The organism is Streptococcus jiangjianxini, assembly GCF_040225085.1.
GTDB classification, from domain to species: Bacteria; Bacillota; Bacilli; order Lactobacillales; family Streptococcaceae; genus Streptococcus; species Streptococcus jiangjianxini.
Map to the genome: position 1 here is coordinate 41,460 of NZ_JBEHGL010000016.1, position 19,297 is coordinate 60,756.

General features: G+C 38.8%; 15 protein-coding genes and 1 pseudogene. 3 read left to right on the plus strand and 13 right to left on the minus strand.

The window, feature by feature from the left end:
- Positions 1–176: 176 nt before the first annotated feature.
- Positions 177–522 (plus strand): annotated as a pseudogene (locus ABP870_RS10665) (hypothetical protein); the annotation flags it as partial.
- Between the two features lie 692 nt (positions 523–1,214).
- Here ABP870_RS10665 and dexB read toward each other — a convergent pair.
- From dexB to ABP870_RS07810, 8 genes are all read right to left on the minus strand, one after another.
- On the minus strand, positions 1,215–2,831 hold the full coding sequence (gene dexB, locus ABP870_RS07775) for a glucan 1,6-alpha-glucosidase DexB (protein WP_350014886.1): 1,617 nt from the start codon (positions 2,829–2,831) through the stop codon (positions 1,215–1,217).
- A 221-nt stretch (positions 2,832–3,052) separates the two neighbouring features.
- Positions 3,053–4,186 carry an ABC transporter ATP-binding protein gene (locus ABP870_RS07780; protein WP_350014887.1) on the minus strand — a complete coding sequence of 378 codons (1,134 nt, stop codon included), beginning with the start codon at positions 4,184–4,186 and terminating at the stop codon, positions 3,053–3,055.
- 505 nt (positions 4,187–4,691) lie between these two features.
- Positions 4,692–5,531: a helix-turn-helix domain-containing protein gene (locus ABP870_RS07785; RefSeq protein WP_350014888.1), complete on the minus strand. Its 840-nt coding sequence runs from the start codon at positions 5,529–5,531 to the stop codon at positions 4,692–4,694.
- 79 nt (positions 5,532–5,610) lie between these two features.
- Positions 5,611–7,011 (minus strand): family 43 glycosylhydrolase, encoded by a 1,401-nt coding sequence (locus ABP870_RS07790; RefSeq protein WP_350014889.1) that lies wholly within the window; start codon positions 7,009–7,011, stop codon positions 5,611–5,613.
- 14 nt (positions 7,012–7,025) lie between these two features.
- A complete protein-coding gene (locus ABP870_RS07795; protein WP_350014890.1) occupies positions 7,026–8,828 on the minus strand; it encodes a glycoside hydrolase family 2 protein in 1,803 nt (600 codons plus the stop codon).
- A 19-nt stretch (positions 8,829–8,847) separates the two neighbouring features.
- Positions 8,848–9,681, minus strand: coding sequence for a carbohydrate ABC transporter permease (locus tag ABP870_RS07800; protein ID WP_350014891.1), 834 nt, complete (start codon positions 9,679–9,681; stop codon positions 8,848–8,850).
- A gap of 11 nt (positions 9,682–9,692) precedes the next feature.
- Positions 9,693–10,580 (minus strand): carbohydrate ABC transporter permease, encoded by an 888-nt coding sequence (locus ABP870_RS07805; protein WP_242258666.1) that lies wholly within the window; start codon positions 10,578–10,580, stop codon positions 9,693–9,695.
- 100 nt (positions 10,581–10,680) lie between these two features.
- Positions 10,681–11,949 (minus strand): extracellular solute-binding protein, encoded by a 1,269-nt coding sequence (locus ABP870_RS07810; protein WP_350014892.1) that lies wholly within the window; start codon positions 11,947–11,949, stop codon positions 10,681–10,683.
- Positions 11,950–12,154: 205 nt separating this feature from the next.
- Here ABP870_RS07810 and ABP870_RS07815 point away from each other — a divergent pair, with 205 nt between their 5' ends.
- Both ABP870_RS07815 and ABP870_RS07820 read left to right on the plus strand, forming a co-directional pair.
- Positions 12,155–13,114 carry an ArsR family transcriptional regulator gene (locus ABP870_RS07815; protein ID WP_350014893.1) on the plus strand — a complete coding sequence of 320 codons (960 nt, stop codon included), beginning with the start codon at positions 12,155–12,157 and terminating at the stop codon, positions 13,112–13,114.
- Positions 13,083–14,129 carry an aldose epimerase family protein gene (locus ABP870_RS07820; protein ID WP_350014894.1) on the plus strand — a complete coding sequence of 349 codons (1,047 nt, stop codon included), beginning with the start codon at positions 13,083–13,085 and terminating at the stop codon, positions 14,127–14,129. Before ABP870_RS07815 ends, ABP870_RS07820 begins: the two co-directional genes overlap by 32 nt.
- A 35-nt stretch (positions 14,130–14,164) precedes the next feature.
- On the opposite strand, the gene ABP870_RS07825 is transcribed toward ABP870_RS07820, so the two are convergent.
- The 5 genes from ABP870_RS07825 to ABP870_RS07845 form a co-directional block, all read right to left on the minus strand.
- The gene (locus ABP870_RS07825) at positions 14,165–14,992 is read right to left on the minus strand and encodes an energy-coupling factor transporter transmembrane component T family protein (RefSeq protein ID WP_350014895.1); all 828 of its coding nucleotides are present in this window, start codon (positions 14,990–14,992) and stop codon (positions 14,165–14,167) included.
- Position 14,993: 1 nt separating this feature from the next.
- Entirely contained in the window at positions 14,994–16,664 is a 1,671-nt protein-coding gene (locus ABP870_RS07830) for an ABC transporter ATP-binding protein (RefSeq protein ID WP_350014896.1), read from the minus strand.
- 84 nt (positions 16,665–16,748) lie between these two features.
- Entirely contained in the window at positions 16,749–17,297 is a 549-nt protein-coding gene (locus ABP870_RS07835) for an ECF-type riboflavin transporter substrate-binding protein (RefSeq protein WP_350014897.1), read from the minus strand.
- Between the two features lie 16 nt (positions 17,298–17,313).
- On the minus strand, positions 17,314–18,159 hold the full coding sequence (locus ABP870_RS07840; protein WP_350014898.1) for an SAM hydrolase/SAM-dependent halogenase family protein: 846 nt from the start codon (positions 18,157–18,159) through the stop codon (positions 17,314–17,316).
- Between the two features lie 712 nt (positions 18,160–18,871).
- Positions 18,872–19,297 (minus strand): LPXTG cell wall anchor domain-containing protein (locus tag ABP870_RS07845; protein ID WP_350014899.1); only part of this gene is annotated, 426 nt, incomplete at its 5' end.

The window sequence follows — 19,297 nt, forward strand, 5'->3', positions numbered from 1 at the left end:
GATATACTCCCCTTAGAGTGAACAGTGAACAAACAAACAGTTCACTAGAAACTATGAGGGGAGTTTTCATATGTCAAAAAGTCTGAAATCAGTAAAGGGAAAACAGATGATTATAGACCTCTATCTAAAAGATAAGAAATCAATGGGGTAACTGATTCAAACTTATGGTATCAGTGACACTACACCAGATAACACGCTCAATCTCTCGTGATGGGAAGTGCATCAACAATGCGCTGATTGAGAGCTTCTTTGGTCGTTTTAAAACGGACTGCTATGAGTTTATAGTCAAATAAATTAACTTTGATACATCGTCACTTTCGACTTGCCCTACTCATACTCAAAGAAAATCAAGCACTGTCCGCATCTTTCTGTTCCTTGTCTGAAAGGTAATTTATTTTTTGACTATAAAACTTACAAGACCTTCGGAGATCTAGCGATACCTGTATTTATTTTTACAATAACCAGCGTTTCAAAAAGAAACACAACTGCCTCACTCCTCTTGAAATGAGGAACAAGGCAGTTGTGTTTCTTTTATTATTCCATTGTCCACTTAACTGGGAGCAGTTCAGAATTAGCAACTCTGTTTTATTTTTAGTTATATCTCTTAACTACAACTGTTGATTCAGTCACTGATATAAGCAATCTCTGATAAATAGATTCTTTAATTCCCTTAGAAATTCAACAATCCTTAAGTAAGGAATCATAGATTACCTCTCTAGCATTTATTTTATTTGAGAAATTTCATTCATATTATAAATTATCTTATTAGGCGAGTATGCGTTTTTGTTTTATTGAACAACACAACTACTAGCTATCGATAAGGCAAAAATCACTGAAATAAAATTAGAATTTCACTTTTGCATCTGCTTGAAGAAAAAGCCTATTTCGGACAAGTTTCTTCTTTTTTCTTTATGTTAAAAAACAAAAAACCTCTTAGAAACACTATCATATCAATATTTCTAAGAGGTTTATTATTTAATGATATAAAGGTCAATTCCTCGATATTTTCATGTTCGAGAGGGTTTGTCTACGTTCTGATACTCAATAAAAATCAAAAGCAGACTAGGCGACACAGATAGCAGATAGAATTGAAGGTCGTCACATCAAGTCAACAAAGTCAACTTTTGATTTTCGAAGAGTATGAGACAGAAACCCTGTTCTACCTTTTCTCTAGCATCCTATTTCTCATCTGTATCAAGGGACATCAACCCTTATTAAGGTCTAGCAACCTTCACACAAAAGCCATCCCAAGGTTTCAAGGTTTGAGTATTAACCACTTGCTTAATATCAGTATTTGAGATAATGGTCTCCTGAACAGGGCAGGTTAGTTTGATAGCTTGCTCTTGGTCAGAGAGATTAACCACCACCAAGTAGGTTTCAGCTTCAGTATAGCGTTTATAGGCAAACACTTTATCTTCTGTATCGAGCAATTCGAAATCAGCATCCACTAGCCATTCTGCTTCCTTGCGTAAGGCAACCAGTGCTTGATAAGTATAAAAGATTGAGTCAGGATCTTCCAAAGCAGCTGCTACATTAATCGTTTGATAGTTTGGATTGACAGGTAACCAAGTCTTTTCGGTCTCCGAAAAGCCGGCTTGTGCTGCGTTACTCCACTGCATTGGTGTCCGAGCGTTATCACGACCGATCACTCGGATACTGTCCATGATTTGTGATAAGTCCTTCCCATCTTCCAAGGCTTCTTTGGCATAGTTTAAAGACTCAATATCTTCTAATTGCTCTAAATCTTCAAAAGGATAGTTGGTCATGCCAATTTCTTCACCCTGATAGATATAAGGCGTTCCGCGCATCAAATGTAGTAAAATTGCTAAAGCCTTAGCTGACTTTTCACGATAAATCCCAGTATCACCCCAGATAGACAAGACGCGAGGTAAATCATGATTGTTCCAAAAGAGGGAATTCCAGCCTTGTCCTAATTCTAATTGGGTTTGCCACTTGTTGAAGATACGCTTGAGTGCCGGCACATCTAAGCCTTCTGCATAATCCCATTTTGGTCGATCCGGCTTGTGCTGTAAGCCAATATGCTCAAATTGAAAGACCATAGATAATTCCTGATTATCCGGATTAGAGTACTGTTTGGCAATTTCAGGCGTTGCTCCCCAAGTCTCTCCGACTGTCAATAAATCATACTTACCAAAGCTGGCCTGATTCATTTCTTTTAGGTAATCATGCAATTTTGGCCCATTTTCACGAATCTTCTGATCAGGGAGTTTTCCGAGAAGATCAATGACATCCATCCGAAAACCACCAATGCCCTTATCAATCCAAAAATTCATCATATCATAGATTTTATGGCGCAATTCTTCATTTTCCCAGTTGAGATCAGGTTGTTTTTTACTAAAAAGATGTAAATAATACTGACCCGACTTATCATCGTATTCCCAAGCAGAACCGGAGAAAGTAGAGACTAGATCATTAGGCTGATCACGCCAGATATAATAGTCCCTCTCAGGGCTATCTGCGTTGTCACGCGCTTCAATAAACCAAGCATGTTCGTCAGACGTATGATTGACCACCAAATCCATGATAATCTTAATCCCACGCTGATTAGCTTGATTAAGAAGTTCTTCCATATCACTCATGTCGCCAAAAATGTCTGCAATGGCTTCATAATCAGAAATATCATAGCCATTGTCATCCATAGGACTCTGATAAACTGGAGACAGCCAAATAGCCGTGATACCAAGTTTTTCAAGGTAATCAAGCTTTGAAATAATCCCTTGAAGATCACCAATCCCATCTCCATTAGAATCCATGAAAGATTTAGGGTAAATTTGATAAATTGTAGCCGAATGCCACCAATGTTTTTTCATAAAAAAACCTTTCTTATGCTCGAAGACAATCAAAATGAGGCCAGGCTATGACCTGCCGACAGTGCTGACGTGCAGCAAGGCAAGATCCATAAGGTGCTATTTTGATGTTCAAAGAGTGTTATTTAAAAAATCAGATTATTAGATCACTAAGATAGCAAAATCCTCAGTGATCAGCACTGAAGATTCTGTTTTCTTAAGCGTTGCTCTATTCATTAACCAAATTAACGAATGGCTTTCTCTGTTTCAATGTCAAAGAAATGCCCTTTGGCAACGTTAAAGGTTAGACTAACTTGTTCGCCTGGATTGTGGAAATCACGCGCATCAACTCGAGAAGCAAATTCTGTTTGACCTAACTTCACATAAAGCATTGTTTCGGAACCTAGTAACTCTGACACCAAAACTTCAGCATTTACTTGTGCATTTGGATAGGTATCTTTGACTAGCAGATCTCCTGAAATATCCTCGGGACGAATACCGAAAACGACTTTTTTACCTTTATAGCCTTTAGCTTCTAACAGTTTTTCTTGTCCCTCTGGTATAGCAATGTTAAGCCCGTCATCACTGACAATAAAGCCATCTTTAACGACTACTTCAAAGAAGTTCATAGCTGGGCTACCGATAAAGCCTGCGACAAACTTGTTAGCAGGTGTATTGTAAAGTTCTTGAGGTGTACCAACTTGCTCAATTCTACCAATAGTACCATTGCCTTGAGGATTTTTGGTAGCGCTCATAATAACGATACGGTCAGCAAGCGTCATCGCTTCCGTCTGGTCATGGGTAACATAGATCGTTGTTGATCCGATACGTTGGTGGATTTTAGCAATTTCAGCACGCATTGACACGCGAAGTTTAGCATCCAAGTTTGACAATGGTTCATCCATAAGGAAAACTTTGGCATCACGAACGATAGCACGTCCCATAGCCACACGTTGACGCTGACCACCAGACAAATCAGCAGGCTTGCGATCTAGGAATTCTGTCAAACCAAGAATTTGAGCTGCTTCTTTAACACGTGTATCGATGTCGGCTTTTTTGTATTTACGTAATTTAAGCCCAAAAGCCATATTATCATAAACACTCATGTGTGGGTAAAGAGCATAGTTTTGGAAAACCATCGCAATATCACGATCTTTAGGAGACTTATCATTGACAACCTCACCATCAATTTTGAATTCTCCTTCAGAAATATCTTCAAGACCAGCAATCATACGAAGTGTCGTTGATTTCCCACATCCTGATGGCCCAACAAAAACGATAAACTCTTTGTCCTTAATGTCCAAATTGAAGTCTTCAACCGCATAGTGATCTGTATTTGGGTATTTTTTATGAATATGATTTAAATTTAATTCAACCATGTTTTCTCCTTTGATATCCTTCTAAACTTATAGTTAGACTATTTATTGGTGCTTTAAGTATAACAAAGTTAGCGCTTTCAAGATATAGTCATACTTTCCAAAACGATTTGTGCAAGATGACCAAAAAGAAAAGAACTAGACAAAATCTAATTCTCAATCGATAAAGCAATCGAAATACTGTATTGATCCGAGCTAAAAATAAACTCTTAAAACTACAATCCAATCAAATAATAATAGGACATCAATACCTCAAGAAAAATATCGTTACTGGGCAGTACTTTTCTGAGATATTTCACAAAATTATAGTGAACCTACCACCCAATTTTATATGTTTGGTTGTACTATAGTTGTTTCAGACTCAACAAGAAATCACATCAGACGAGGCGATACCGATAGTGGTAGAACTGACGTTCAGCGAATCAAGTCAACAAGCGCTGAATATGATTGTTAAAGAAAATTAATAAGCCTTTTGCGAGTTTTTCTTCAACTTGAAACTGGACCAACCCTAGTTTTTCAGAATCAATAAATAGGCTAAGGCTAAATCATCTAAATTCTTAAGATTTAGTCCGGTCGTTTGATAAAATTTGTCCAAGCGATATTGAAGAGAATTCCGATGAATAAAAAGTCGTTGGGCTGTTTGCACTAGATTGCCATGCTCCTGCCACATAGCAATAACCAAATCACGACCGTCTTTTAGCCTATCCATAAGCGCTAGCAACTTCTGGTTAAGCAAGGCAATATCCTTTTTCTTAGCCAAAGACCAGAGAAGAGCTTGCGCAAATGTTGTTATCAACTGCTGGGCGTTCTCTTCACGAGATTCTTGAAACATGGCATATTCCATGCTCAGAATGCTCTGTAAATCCTGCTCTGAAAATCCCGTCCAAGCATTCCCAATAGATGCCTTTAAAGAAAGGCCAAAATCACCTTCAATCGTTGGAAGCAAATCCTTGATGATGTCTGAAGAATCCTGTAAGTCACTGGCAGCCAGAACCAAAAGAGATTGATGATCCGATAATTCTGTTACAAGTAGACTATTTGGAAAAATATCTTTCAAGAGACATTGCAATTCAGAAGACAAAGGCGAAGGATGGTGCCAATAAATGATTTGCAAATCCTTTTCAGCAATCGGCAAAGGAGTCTCACCTTGCAAAAAAGACAGCCAACTGTTATCAGAGTTTGCTCCTTCTTCACCCAAGGACAAGAGCTGAATGAGGGCCAGTTCTCTCTCAGTCAGGTCGGCTTTAGGCAAATGAAGAAAGCCCTGATCTAGCGGTAAGACAAGAACATCCTGATCAGCAGTGGCAACATCAGACAACATCGCTCCAGGAAACAAATCACTAAGCACTATAAAATTCCCTTTCCTATTGAGGTTTAGTATGATTATAGCATAGAAAATGGTCAATCAAAAAAGAAAATAAGGTACCTTAGTATTTTACCTTATTTTTAACTTTTATCACCTCAACACGATTCAACCTCACATCATCAATCCCGACCTCAAGAGAAAAACTAAGAGGATTTTCCCCTTCTTTCAGCGCAACTGTTTGTCCAATTGGCTGATAATAATCAGAAGGCAATAATGTCATCTGTTCTTCGTTACCATTAACCATGAAAACTATAGAGACAGGATTATCGTCTGTATATATATCCACAGTTTTCACATAAGCTAAAACGGTGTACTCTCCAGCTTCTTTGACTGAAATATCAAAAAAAGCTTTTTCTTTGGTATCCGAAAAACCGGTCACACTTGTTTTTTCAGGTAAAGACCCGTCTTTTTCTAATTTTAACCCTTTACTTAATTGGGCGTCTTTAGCAAGGTAAACATTTCTTTTCGTATCACCTGCAGGAAGACTTATCTTATCTGTATCTTTGAGTGGTATCATTTTCTGGATAACACCATTTTTGACTTCCAGGGGTTGCATGCGAATTGACCTAGACCAACCTGAATGGGACCACCTGGCAGCATGATAGATTAACCAATCTCTTCCCTTATCATCTTTTACAAAAGAGTTGTGCCCCGGACCAAACGTCTCGTTTGTTTTAGTAAAAATGGGGGCTTTCGATTTTGACCAATTGCTTGATTTCATAGGATCATCAGAAGCAGATAAAGTCATTAAACCAATACTATAATCATCATCCCAACTTCCACTGGCAGAATAAGTCAGATTGACCTTATCACCAATTACTAAGATTTCGGGGGCTTCGTTGATGAGGGGGTTCTGCTTGGTTTCCCAATCGAATTCTGGTTTAGAAATGAGTTGACGCTTGCCTGCAATCGCTGTTGGACTGGACATTTTTGCAATATAAAGGTTCTGTGCCACATTTTCATAGCCTTCCCAGCCAGACCAGATAAAATAAAGACCACTATTTAGGCTCAAGACTGTACCATCGATAGCAAATTTATCATCCATGCCAGCTATGGGCTTCAAATCCCAACTTCCTTGATAGGGATCTTTAGAAGGGTTGGTAATAGCATACATACGATGGGTTTCACCCAATTTATTAAGGGCTACATAAATAACCCATTGCCCATCAATATAATGTAGCTCTGGAGCCCAGGCACTTTCAAACTCACTGGGCATGTCCCAAATCACTTTTTCTTGACCCAAAGCTACGGTACTCAGTTGATTAGATTTCCAAAGCATCACATTATTCCCCGTTGTTTTGGTGTAGTAGTAGGTGTCGTCTTTTTTACATACCCAAGGATCAGCACCATTGCTATCAATTAGAGGAGATAGTCCTGAACTTTTTTGAGTTCTTTCTTTCTCTTTGGAGCATCCTGCAACTACGGCCATGAGAAAAATAAGCAAACAGATAACTTTTTTCATAAGCTCGCCCTACCTTATTCTACATTTGGCACATGGAAGCGGTCATTAATTTCTTTTATTTTAGACAAATCGCATTTAGCTTTGCGATCGTAGGTTAATAATCCATTGATTTCTTGTTCAACATCGGTAATTTGAGTATAGCAGTACCCCCAAAGACCTTTAGAAGCGTAGAGAGCCTCCATAATTCGCTCGTAATCCTCCAAGAATTCAGCCTCACTATTTACTTTGGTATATCCCCAACCTTCTTGATTAGAGACCTCGTAGGCAATGCCGCCAAATTCTGTTAGTAATATCGGCTGATTTTGATATGAGAAGCCATCTGCAAAAATCGGCCAAGCAGTTGAGGGACGACCAAGCAAGTTTTCGCGACTAGATAGGGTTTCTTTATAGTAGTCATACTTAGCTTTTTCGCCTTTTTGACCGTGCATGTAATTATGAATGGCAACAATGTCTGTCTCTGTCGCAGCCCAGCCGTCGTTTGAAATAACAAGACGTGATTTGTCAATAGAGCGAAGATAGTGATAAATGGCTTGAGAGAAATGTTGTTCTTGACGATCGTGAGAAATGTTTGGCACTCCCCAACTCTCATTGATAGGTACCCAAGTGAGGAGCGATGGGTGATTGTAATCTCTCTCAACAATCTCTGACCATTCTCTCATCAAACGATTGACCGATGTCCTTGTGTAAAGTGGTGGCGCAGCACATTCTCCCCAAACGACAAAGCCTAGCACATCTGCCCAATACAAAAATCGTGGATCTTCTGTTTTTTGGTGTTTCCGGCAACCATTGAAACCCATTTTTTTGGATAGCTCAATGTCTTTCACAAAGTCACGATCATCTGGAGCAGTCAACAAACCACTTGGCCAGTAGCCTTGATCTAAGACTAATTTCTGATAGAAAGGTTTATTATTGAGGTAAATCATGCCGTTTTGCGTATGAATTTTTCTAAAACCAAAATAGGACGATACCTTGTCTAATACCTCATCATTTTCATCAAATAACGACAGTTTAACATCAAAAAGATTTGGATTTTCCGGTGTCCAACTCCTACCATCGTCATGGAAGTTGGTAGCAAAAATATGATTTTGAAGAACATCGACATCAACATCAACTTTATGAGACAAAACCTTCTGGTGACCCTCGCTTATCAAGGTATCTCCATATTGAACACGATACTGAAAGGTTTTTCCTAGAAGTTTTTTCCCTATTAAATATGCTTCAATCTCCACTTTTCCTGCATCGTAATCAATATGATAGTAAGCTCGGTCAATATAGTTCTCCGATACTTCTTCCAACCAAACGGTCTGCCAAATACCAGTAGAGTTGGTATACCAAATCCCACGTGATTCTTTTTCCCAAAATTGTTTCCCACGAGGCATTTCTTCATCATCATGTTGATCCTTAGCACGAACAACCAAAAGTTGACTTACCCCTTCCACTAAGGCGTCTGTCACATCCACTTCAAATGGTGTGTTCCCACCTAAATGGCTTGCGACAAGTTGACCATTTAGGAAAATCTGCGCTTCATAATCAACTGCCCCAAAATGTACAATCAACCGCTTATCATCTTTTTTGACATAGTCAAAACAGCGACGGTACCACACAATATCATGAACTTTGCGATCATTAATACCACTCGCTTGCGATTGATATACAAAAGGAACTTCGATTGTACGAGTAAAGAAATCATTTTCCGATACAAACCATTTTTCGCGAATCCCTAAATCATTATCATCAAATTCAAAATCCCATTGTCCGTTTAGATTTGTCCAATTGTCCCTTTGAAATTGTGGACGTGGGTATTCTTTTCTTTTCATTTCTAAAAACTCCTTACCATTACTTCATTCCGCTTTGTAAAGACATCGATTGCATAAAGTACTTTTGAGCTACTAAGTATAGTAAAAACGTAGGAACTAGCGCTAAAATAGCTCCAGCAGTTGATAAACCTGGGAAGGTTTGGTACTGTCCTTGCAACAATTGCAAACCTGGTGTGATTGGCATGCGGCTAACATCTGTCATTACGATTGATGGCCACAAAAAGTCATTCCATGATGCTGTAAAGCTAAACAAAGCAACAACTAACAAGATAGGCTTAATTAAGGGTAAAATAATATGCCAGAAAATCTGAAATTCATTTGCTCCATCAATATAGGCTGATTCGTCCAATTCCACCGGAATAGCTCTCATAAATTGCCTTACTAAAAACACATTGTAAACACTTGCCAGACCTGGTACAATGATGGCTAAAAAAGTATTCGCCCAGCCTAAACTACTGATAATTTTGAAATTCGGAATAAGGTTAATGACCGTCGGAAACATCATGCTTCCCAGCAGCACTGAAAAAACAAAATCTCTTCCCGGCCATTGAACCCGAGTAAAGCCATAGGCTGCAAAAGCAGTTATAAAAACAGTTAAAACCATAAAGGCGGTGGAAATAATCAATGAGTTCATAAACCATTGAAACACAGGTGAAGCTTCGCTGTTATTCATCAGCGTAGCGTAATTTTCAAAGGTCCATGCCTTTGGAAGAAAGCTAAATCCAGAAGAGGCAATTTCATTTTGTGATTTGAAAGAAGTAAACACTGCCCAGATAAGAGGTAATATCCAAAATAGGCAAACAACAGATAGAATGATGAAGGATACGTTTTTAGCTAATTTTGATTGTTTCATTATTCTTTCTCCTATTTATTCATTTTACGTACAGCTATGAATTGGAATACAGATACGAGCATAATTCCCAAACCTAGCAAAATTGACATTGCAGACGCCATACCAGCTTGTGGAATACCTGAACTAAAGGCTGCTTGTTGAATGTACATGAGTAACACACTAGTTGAGCCGTTAGGGCCACCATTAGTCAACATCAGCGGTTGACCGTAAACATTCAATTGAGCGATTGATGTCATGACGGTAGTAAACAATAATTGATCTCGGATACTTGGTAACTGGATACTGAAAAAAATGCGCTTGCGACTGGCACCATCAATTTGAGCGGCTTCAATCATTTCTGAGTTAACACCATTGAGAGAGGCAACGTAAATGATAAGATTGCTCCCCATAGTCCACCAAACCGTCACCAAAGCTAGAGAAAACCAAGCCCAAGGTTGCTCACCAGTAAAGAAAATATCTAGTCCAAATAAACTTTGCGGTCCGTAAGAAATGCTGAGTAAGAAAGCCCAGATAATCATAACGGCAGAGATAGCAAACAGACTGGGCATATATAAAACGGCTTGGAAGAATCCCATAAATCTAGGTTTATTCATCAATAACACTGCTAAAAATAGTGGTACAATGATACAAAATGGCACGGTTATCAAAGCGAATAAGAAGGTGTGTCGAAAGCCTTCTACAAACTGAGTATGCCAAATCGATGTCTTATCAAACAAGATTGTCTTAAAATTTTCTAACCCTACCCAGATGGGAGTTGAATAGATATCCCAATTAGTAAACGAAACATATAACCCCATTACTGCTGGCAGTAAGAAAAAAGTAATAAATAAGACTAGGAAAGGTGAGACAAACAACAAGGTCCACCAACTCCATTTTTTCTGAAGTTTATTTTTTTTCATAACTTTATTTCCTCATTTATAAATTAAAAGACAAGTTATTGCAGATCATAGATTTCCAACAACTTGTCTTTCTATTAGAAGGAAAACTTTCTAATATTAATTATTTAGCAATTTGAGATGCAACGGTTTGTTGAATTTTGGTAAAGGTATCATCGATGTCTGCCTTGCCATCCAACATATCCATACCTTTTGGATCAAAGGCTGTCATAAATGGCGACATCCCTGGATCTGTATTGATTGTGATAGCTTTTTGTGCTTTCTCGTCAGTTACAAGGAATGATTGCGGAAGTTTGGTGTAGGCTTCATTATCTTGCATGGCAAGTGAGGTTGGATTAGCTCCTGATTTTACAATTTCATCTTGATTGGATTGTAACCAAGTGAGGAAGTCAACCATCCCTTTTTCGAGATTTTTAGAACGACCATCATTTGTTTTGAAAATAGCAAATTGTCCAGCTCCCGAAGCATTGACCACTTTGTTTTCGTCCCATTGTAACGTTAGCGTTTCGCCCCATTCAAAATCTTTAATTTCTTGATACTGACTCAACATCCAAGTTCCTTCTGGATTAAAGATAACTTTTCCGTTCATGAAGGCTTTAACAGCATCTTTTCCACTCGGTACGACATAACCTTTGGAATAAAGGTTTTTCCATTCTCCCCAAGCTTTCTTAGCTGTTTTGTTATCAATGTTGAATTTGCCGTCACCATCACGCCATTTACCGCCCATTTGAAGGTAAATATTCATGAAGTTTTGGGATGCCCAGTCATTACTTGTTGCATAAATGCCATCTTTTTTAGCAGCTTCTCCAGCCTTTTCAACCTCTGCATAGGTAACAATGCCATCATCCAAAGCTCCCGAAGCGTATTTATCGACAAGATCCTTGTTGTAATACATTACCCAAGTATCCATCTTGTCTGGAACACCATATTGCTTTCCATCTAACGTCCCAATTTCCCAAGCTGCGGGCACGTATTGTTTGGCATTAATATCGGAATCCTTGATAAGAGAATCCCAGCTATCCAAAACACCTAAATCTTTATAGTAAGGCAACTGTTCCGAAGCTAATTCTGCAATATCTGGCAAGCCCTTTCCTGATTTTCCAGCCGTTGTTAATTTTTGTTTCAAGGTATCAGCTTTCATTGGAACCATTTTTACTTTGTAAGCTGGATTTGTATCGTTGTAACGACTAATAGTCTTTTGATAATTTTCTAAATCAGGTCCTGAAAAAGCAGACCAAACTGTAATAGTCCCCGTTTTATCACCTGTGGTTTGTTTGGTATTGCTCCCTTTATCACCACCATTACCACATGCAGCCAGTAAGAATGCGCTTGATAAGGCCACACCTGTCATTAACCATGCTTTTTTCTTCATTTTGTTTCCCTTTCGTTTTCTATTTAAAGAAAATGATGTAATGTATTTTTTGGTATTCAAAAAACGTTTTTTGTATACTCTTATTATATTCCCGAAAGTAAGCGCTGTCAATGTAAAAACACCCTTTCTAGATTTCTTTTTTTGGAAATTGACTTTTGAAAGAAAGCGTTTTATAATAATGTTATACTGCTTAAAGGAGATCCATATGGATATAGATATTAAACAGCAAAATGAAAAAGCATTATCTATCTTCCAAGCTTTATCACACGTTGATCGCTTAAAAATTATTGAACTGATTGAATTTCAAAACATTCCTATCAATCGCTTAAAAAAGAAGTTGCAAATCAGCTCTTCGAGTCTTAGTAAACATCTCAAAATTTTAGAAAACGCTGATTTGATTTCCTTGACTTATGGAAAAAATGAATTCTGGAAGCAAAAATTTGTCAGTTTGAATACTGATACTATTAACATACATTTTCCGCAATGCGTTTTCCCCGAACTCTTTAAAATCCGAGAAAGTGTCCGAATTGGACATTTCTTAGACTTTTCAGCTGCTCCCTCTTGTGGTTTAGCCACATCCCAAAAAGTAATTGGACGCATTGATGATTCGAAATCTTTTCTCAATCAAAACAGAGTTGATGCCAGTCTTATCTGGCTTAGTCAAGGATTTTTGGAGTACAAAATTCCCAAACCTTTAAAAAATGGTGACAAAATAGAAATGCTCGACATCAGTTTAGAAGTCGCCTCAGAATTTCCCATTTCCAATAATACTTGGCCAACCAGTTTAAAACTTATCTTAAACAGTATCCCAATTGGTACTATGACCATCCCTGGTAATTTTTCAGATGTGCGAGGTGTCTACACACCATCTTGGTGGGCAGATGAATTCAGCCAGTATGGTCTTTTAAAACATATTCGCATCAACCATTCCGACACTTCCATCGATGGTGTCAAAGTTTCTGACCACAATTTGACAGAAACTAAAATTGAAAACGAAGATTTTATCACTTTTAGACTCGAAGTGGGACAAATTGAAAACCGATATGGTGGATTAACTATTTTTGGTGAAAATTGGGGCAACCATCCTCAAGACATCAATTTTGATTTTTACGTATCACAGAAAGGAACCACAAATGCTACAAACACAAGACATCGAAACTACTAAGGGCACTATTACCAACATTATTTTGTCGAATAATAAAGAAACTTCTGTTATTGTTTCCAATCTAGGGGCAACGCTTCTCAACTTCAATACTCAAGATAAAAATGGAAAACAACGAGACATTGTTTTGGGTTTTGACACTATCGAAGAATACTTTGATAATACCGACACCTACTTTGGAGCCAGTGTTGGACGTGTTGCCAATCGGACAGAAACAGCCAGTTTTTCACTCGATGGGGAAACGTTCCAAATTGATAAAAACGAAGGAAACAACAACCTGCACAGTGGCCCCAAGGGCTATCAAACACGTATTTGGGAAGTCGAAGCCTTAGATGAATCAAATAATCAAGTCACTTTCAAACTAGATAGTCCTGATGGCGATCAAGGTTATCCAGGACATTTGATTTTAAAAATCACCTACCAGCTTACTGATGATAACCAGCTAAGAATAACTTATCAAGCATTATCTGATAAAGATACCCCATTAAGCCCGACTAACCACTCTTACTTCAACTTAAATGGCCACGCTTCTGGTAGTATCGAGAATCATCTTCTTCAATTAAATGCTAGCGCCTATACTCCAATTAAAGATTCGACATCCATTCCTACGGGACAGATTGTCAATGTCGAAGGTACACCGTTTGATTTTAGAAAGCCTAAAACCATCGGACAGGATATCAATCAAGCTTTTGACCAATTACAATTTGCCGGCGGATACGATCATAATCTTGTCCTAGATAATCCAAATTTACAAACGGCTTTTGCGACAGTTGTTGGGGATAAAACTGGCATCAAACTGGAAGCTTTTACTGATTTGCCAGGAGTCCAGTTCTATACAGGTAATTTTCTCAATAACCACCCCGGAAAAAATCAAGCAACCTATGGCAAACGTCATGGCTTCTGCCTCGAAACACAATTTTTCCCAAATGCTATTAACATCCCCAATTTCCCTTCTCCAGTTTTGAAAGCTAACGAGACTAACAGCTATCAAACAATCTATAAAGTAAGTATAGACTAAAAAAGTCCACTTGTAGCAATACAAGCGGGCTTTTCTCAAAACGGATTATAAAATCTCCCTCCATTCGCATAGAACAACGAGATAGCTATCGCAACTATAATGAGACTGATAATAATTAGGAGCGTATCTTTCCTGGTCCACGCTTTAGCTTGATACCAGCTCCTTTTGCGATAGCGGCCAAAGCGACGCAATTCCATAGCAGTAGAGATAGTTTCGATGCGTTCTAAAGATGAAAAAATCAGTGGTGTCATCATTTGGATATTACCTTTAATTCTGGTCAACAACGATGCTTTCTTAGACAACTCTAAGCCCCTAGCCTCTTGAGCTTTTCGGATAGTCCCAAAATCTTCTTGTAAATCCGGAATGTAACGCATCGTCAAGCTAACGGCATAAGCAAAACGATAAGGAAGTCCTAATTGATTGAGGCTGGAGGCAAACTGGCTAGGGTGTGTGGTGAGTAGAAAAATAACAGCTAAAGGAAGTGTTGATACATACTTGACAGCCACGTTAAAGAGATAAAAAAGCTCTTCTAAAGTCACATCATAAGACCCAGGACCATCTATGAGAAGCGTTTTAGAATCATACAAGCTCACCCCATACTGTGGCGCAAAAAGATAAATCATAACGACGTTTAAGAGGGCAAAGAAGCCAACAAAAGCAAAAACGAAGGAAACCTCTTTCCACTGGATACCGGCTTTTTTAAACAAAGCAAGCGATGCCAAACCTATAATGACTAGAAATCGAGTATCATAGCTAGTCATCACAGCTACTGAAACCAAAATGAAAAAAAGTAATTTACTTGTTCCAGACAACTGGTATAAAAAGCCTGGGCCCGGTCGATAACCTAGCAAGCGATTAGCCATGTCAGACACCTCCTTTTAAGGATTGGTAGTAAGCAGTGACTGTCTCAGGAGCCTGCCCGATTTTTTGAGCTAAATCATAGAGAGAAGTCCTCTTGAGATGGGCTTTTTTGATTAGGGCTTGATTAGATAAAATCATCTGCGGTTTGTCATCAGCAATAATGGTACGATCACTCACAACCAGACAGCGATCAGCATAGTCTAGCATCAACTGCATATCATGCGTAATCATGACAATAGTGTGACCAGCTGCACCTAACTCTTTAAGAAATGACATGATTTCTTGATAAGTTCGCTGATCTTGACCTGCCGTGGGTTCATCTAAAATGATCATTTGAGGGTTTAAAACTAAAATAGCTGCAATAGTCACGCGTTTCTTCTGACCAAATGACAAAGCTGCAATCGGCCACTTGCGGTAAGGATAAAGTCCACAAACTTTCAAGACTTCCTCGACACGCCTGGTTATCTCAGTTTCTTTGAGTCCACGTAAGCGAAGTCCCAATGCTACTTCATCCCAAATCATGGTTTGGCTGATCATTTGATTAGGATTTTGTAAAACATAACCAATCCGCTCAGCTCTTTCTTTAATGGAATCACCAATGATAGAATGACCCTCATATATCAAGTCACCTTTTATAGGCAGATAAGCACATAGCGCCTTGGCCAGCGTTGACTTTCCAGTACCATTCTTGCCAACCACAGCCAAAAGTTCCCCTTTCAAAACTGAAAAAGATAGGTCCTCTAAAACAGGATTTTCAGAGTCATACCCAGTGCTTAGCTGTCTAACTTCAAATAAAGCTGCTCCTGATTGAGAGGCGACTTCAGTTTGGATTACCGGCAGTTTCAATGCCGGCAACGTCATTTTCTGTAAATCTGCTAAATTGTCATAAGAACTCATATCAAGTCCTAATGATTTTAAAACCGTCAGATAGAGCGGTTCTCTAATTCCATTTTCAACTAATAATCTACTAGCCAACAAGTCAGTAGGGTTCCCATTATAAAGAATTTCCCCATTAGCCATCAACACAACACGGTCAATAGAAACCTCCAGAACATCTTCTAAACGATGCTCAATAATAATGGTTGTTGCACCAACTTCCTGATGCATGCGATCAATTAACTGCATGGTTTCTTGACCTGCCTTGGGATCTAAGTTTGCCAATGGCTCATCAAACAGTAAAATAGGACTCTCATCTATCAAGACACCAGCTAGGCTCACCCTTTGCTTTTGACCCCCCGACAAATCCTGAGGGCGATGATGAATCAGATTTTTTAAGTCTAGACGCTCTGTCCAATCTGACACACGCCCTATCATCTCACTTTGAGCCACGCCATCATTTTCCAAGGCGAAAGCAACATCTTCTGCTACACTAAGTCCAATAAACTGGCCATCTGGATCCTGCAAAACAGTAGACACCAAAAAAGACCGATCATAGATAGACATTTTTTCAGCCTCTTGACCAGCAATTTTTAATGTTCCAGATATACTGCCGGAATAGGTCCCAGGAATAATACCGTTTAAACATTGACCTAAGGTAGATTTTCCGCTACCTGAGGGACCTAAAATCAAAACCTTTTCACCTTGCTCAATCGTCAAATTAATCCCTTTTAGGGTTGGCTCAGACTGAGCATCATAGGTGAACGAAAAATTTTTAAAACAAATAGCGTTTGTCATTTTTGTTCTCTCATTAAAGCAAATAGGGGAGCAGGGCAATCCGATAAGCATCTAGCCATTACTCCATTGCGTCTCTGTCAAACCTTAATCTTTAGTCAAACTTCCTTTTTTAGTGCGTGTTTTAGCGTAGAGAGCCAATAACAGGCTACCTCCGATACCAACTGTTAGTAGATTAACAAGGGCTGATAAAAGACCTTGCGCATAAACTTTACTTGATGGCTCGCTATATATCATCACATCAGCATAAGGTGCCAGAAGGCCCCAGCCAAAGACATTAATCAGTACTTGTGTAGCATTAAAAAGAAGGTAATCTTTGGTCGTTACATAGCCCTTGTTAATATCAATCTTGCGACTAATCAGACCAATGACCAAGCCAACAAGCCCTGAAATCAACACCCAAGTCCACCACGGTGAGCCATATTGAAGAGCATCCTTGAGAGCGTGTCCAAGAAAACCTGAGAAAAAACCAACCGTCGGTCCATAAATCACAGCAAATAAAGCCAAAACAGCGTACTGCAACTGGATACTGGTATTAGGGATAGCAGTCGGAATATTAACCAAAATCCCAATAATGACAAAAAGTGCTGCGCCAATTCCTGTGGCAACGACCGTCTTAATAGAATTGTTTTTCATAATCTAAAAAATCCTTTTATGTAATCTTTTTGATACTAATGTGCCAGCTTGAGCCAACACCAACATTGTAGGCTTTTGCAAAAGACCCTTGATTGATTGCTAGGCCAAGACGATAGAGTGAGTTAATATATAAAATAGGCTGTCCTAGACCCACATCTGCGAAAGACTTGCCGTAAGTAACTTGATTTTGATAAATCAAGAGGTCATGATGAGAAATGGTCACCTCGAAACGATCACCGAAAGCTGGTGATAAATACTGAAATTCCTCACGACTAATCGAAGTCCACAAGGAACCAAAGCGAACATCTAAAATATCAATAGCTCCTGAAACGCGCTCTTCTGACAGCTGCGTTTCCACTTCTGCCACTTCCAAAATCTTATCAACAGAAAGTTCCGGACCAACTTCCTCAAAGGAAATATGTCCCGAAGCTAGCTTTGCACCGGTATAGGCGTAGACATCCCGACCATGGAAGGTATAAGAATGCTCCGTATTTCGACGACGATTAGCCACTTCAGAAATTTCCCGAACTGCTTTGATACCGATATGGCGCTTAATATGCGACAAGGTTCCATTATCAGGCGTAACAATGTATTGATTTTGTTCTGTCAAAGCAACGACACTCTTACGCGATGACCCAACACCTGGATCGACAACAGAGACAAATGTTGTCCCTTCAGGCCAGTATTCAATGGTCTGAAAAAGTCGGTAGCTAGCCTCAAAAATGTTGTACGGTGTGATATCATGCGTTAAATGGTGGACACCAAGACTAGGGTCTTCTTGCAAAACCACCCCAATCATAGCCGAAACCGCTCCATCGACCAAACCAAAATCTGACTGCAAAACCAAGAGTTTATTAGGCATCATTTTCCCCTCAAACATAGGACTTATCTTTTATCAAGATATTCATCTATTTTAACATGGCAAATCCCATTTAGCTATTTGGCAATTACTAGACGAGTATATAGTTTCAAGCTATAACGACATCAAACGCATTTCAAACCAATAAAGACTAAGAAAGTCTAACTCTCTAAAAAATAAATCAAGCTTGCTAAGTAGTTCCCTGGCATTTTCCAACAGTGGATACACCCACTATAGAGTTTTTGAGTGTCGAAAAAATCTCATGTGCCCTGAGACACCTCTGATTTCATTTGATTAAAAAAGACAATGTAAAGGAGTTATTTACTTTACAGCAGATTATCCACACCGAAACCAAAACTAGGTAGATAAACTGAAGGATGACTATCCGCAAAACGTTTAAAAAGCGCGAAGATTAATTCACGGACACTCTTGATTCAACTAATCCTAAATTAGAGATCATCAGTACACTCGCTAAAAAGACTAACAAACAAAGTTTAAATAACAAGAAGTGTTAATGCCTTCCAACTCAAGATGCTCGCCGATGGAACTTCAAAATAGAAACATAAAAGAGGACTAACTTATTTTCTCTAAATCTTTATCAAGGCGTCCACTACAACTAATAAAATAGAAAACAAGGTTACCTCATCAATGAGATAACCTTGTTGTAAAATCGTATGGGCACTAAATTGTTTTTCTAAGGGTCTAGTAAAGAGGATTAGTCTTCTTTACGACGACGTGATGCTGCAAAACCTAGTGAAGCAAGTGCAATAGCTGAACCTGCTACAACTGCTGTTGATGATGATTTTTCACCAGTACTTGGCAATTGATCGTTATTCGCAGCTTTTGATGCTTCTGCTTTTTCAGAAGAAGCTGTTGCTTTAGCAGCTGATGCTTTTACTTCTGATTTATCAGCAACTTTTTTAGCTCCTTTATCTGAAGCATTAGAACCATCTTTACCTTGTTCTTCTTTTTGAGAATCATCTGCTTTTGGTGCTTCTGGTTTTTCCTCTTTTGGTTGATCTTCACCTGGCTTCTCAGATTTTTGAACTTTATCAACAGCGATAAAGTCTTCGTGATGATCTGTATTAGCTAGGTCAAATGCTGCTGTACGGTAGCTGTTCAATTCATAACCTTCTGGAAC

Excerpts from the sequence above, each read along its gene's own strand:
- dexB (WP_350014886.1), bottom strand. The coding sequence starts at position 2,831 with ATGAAAAAACATTGGTGGCATTCGGCTACAATTTATCAAATTTACCCT.
- ABP870_RS07780 (WP_350014887.1), bottom strand. The coding sequence starts at position 4,186 with ATGGTTGAATTAAATTTAAATCATATTCATAAAAAATACCCAAATACA.
- ABP870_RS07790 (WP_350014889.1), bottom strand. The coding sequence starts at position 7,011 with ATGAAAAAAGTTATCTGTTTGCTTATTTTTCTCATGGCCGTAGTTGCA.
- ABP870_RS07795 (WP_350014890.1), bottom strand. The coding sequence starts at position 8,828 with ATGAAAAGAAAAGAATACCCACGTCCACAATTTCAAAGGGACAATTGG.
- ABP870_RS07800 (WP_350014891.1), bottom strand. The coding sequence starts at position 9,681 with ATGAAACAATCAAAATTAGCTAAAAACGTATCCTTCATCATTCTATCT.
- ABP870_RS07805 (WP_242258666.1), bottom strand. The coding sequence starts at position 10,580 with ATGAAAAAAAATAAACTTCAGAAAAAATGGAGTTGGTGGACCTTGTTG.
- ABP870_RS07810 (WP_350014892.1), bottom strand. The coding sequence starts at position 11,949 with ATGAAGAAAAAAGCATGGTTAATGACAGGTGTGGCCTTATCAAGCGCA.
- ABP870_RS07815 (WP_350014893.1), top strand. The coding sequence starts at position 12,155 with ATGGATATAGATATTAAACAGCAAAATGAAAAAGCATTATCTATCTTC.
- ABP870_RS07820 (WP_350014894.1), top strand. The coding sequence starts at position 13,083 with ATGCTACAAACACAAGACATCGAAACTACTAAGGGCACTATTACCAAC.
- ABP870_RS07825 (WP_350014895.1), bottom strand. The coding sequence starts at position 14,992 with ATGGCTAATCGCTTGCTAGGTTATCGACCGGGCCCAGGCTTTTTATAC.
- ABP870_RS07830 (WP_350014896.1), bottom strand. The coding sequence starts at position 16,664 with ATGACAAACGCTATTTGTTTTAAAAATTTTTCGTTCACCTATGATGCT.
- ABP870_RS07835 (WP_350014897.1), bottom strand. The coding sequence starts at position 17,297 with ATGAAAAACAATTCTATTAAGACGGTCGTTGCCACAGGAATTGGCGCA.
- ABP870_RS07840 (WP_350014898.1), bottom strand. The coding sequence starts at position 18,159 with ATGCCTAATAAACTCTTGGTTTTGCAGTCAGATTTTGGTTTGGTCGAT.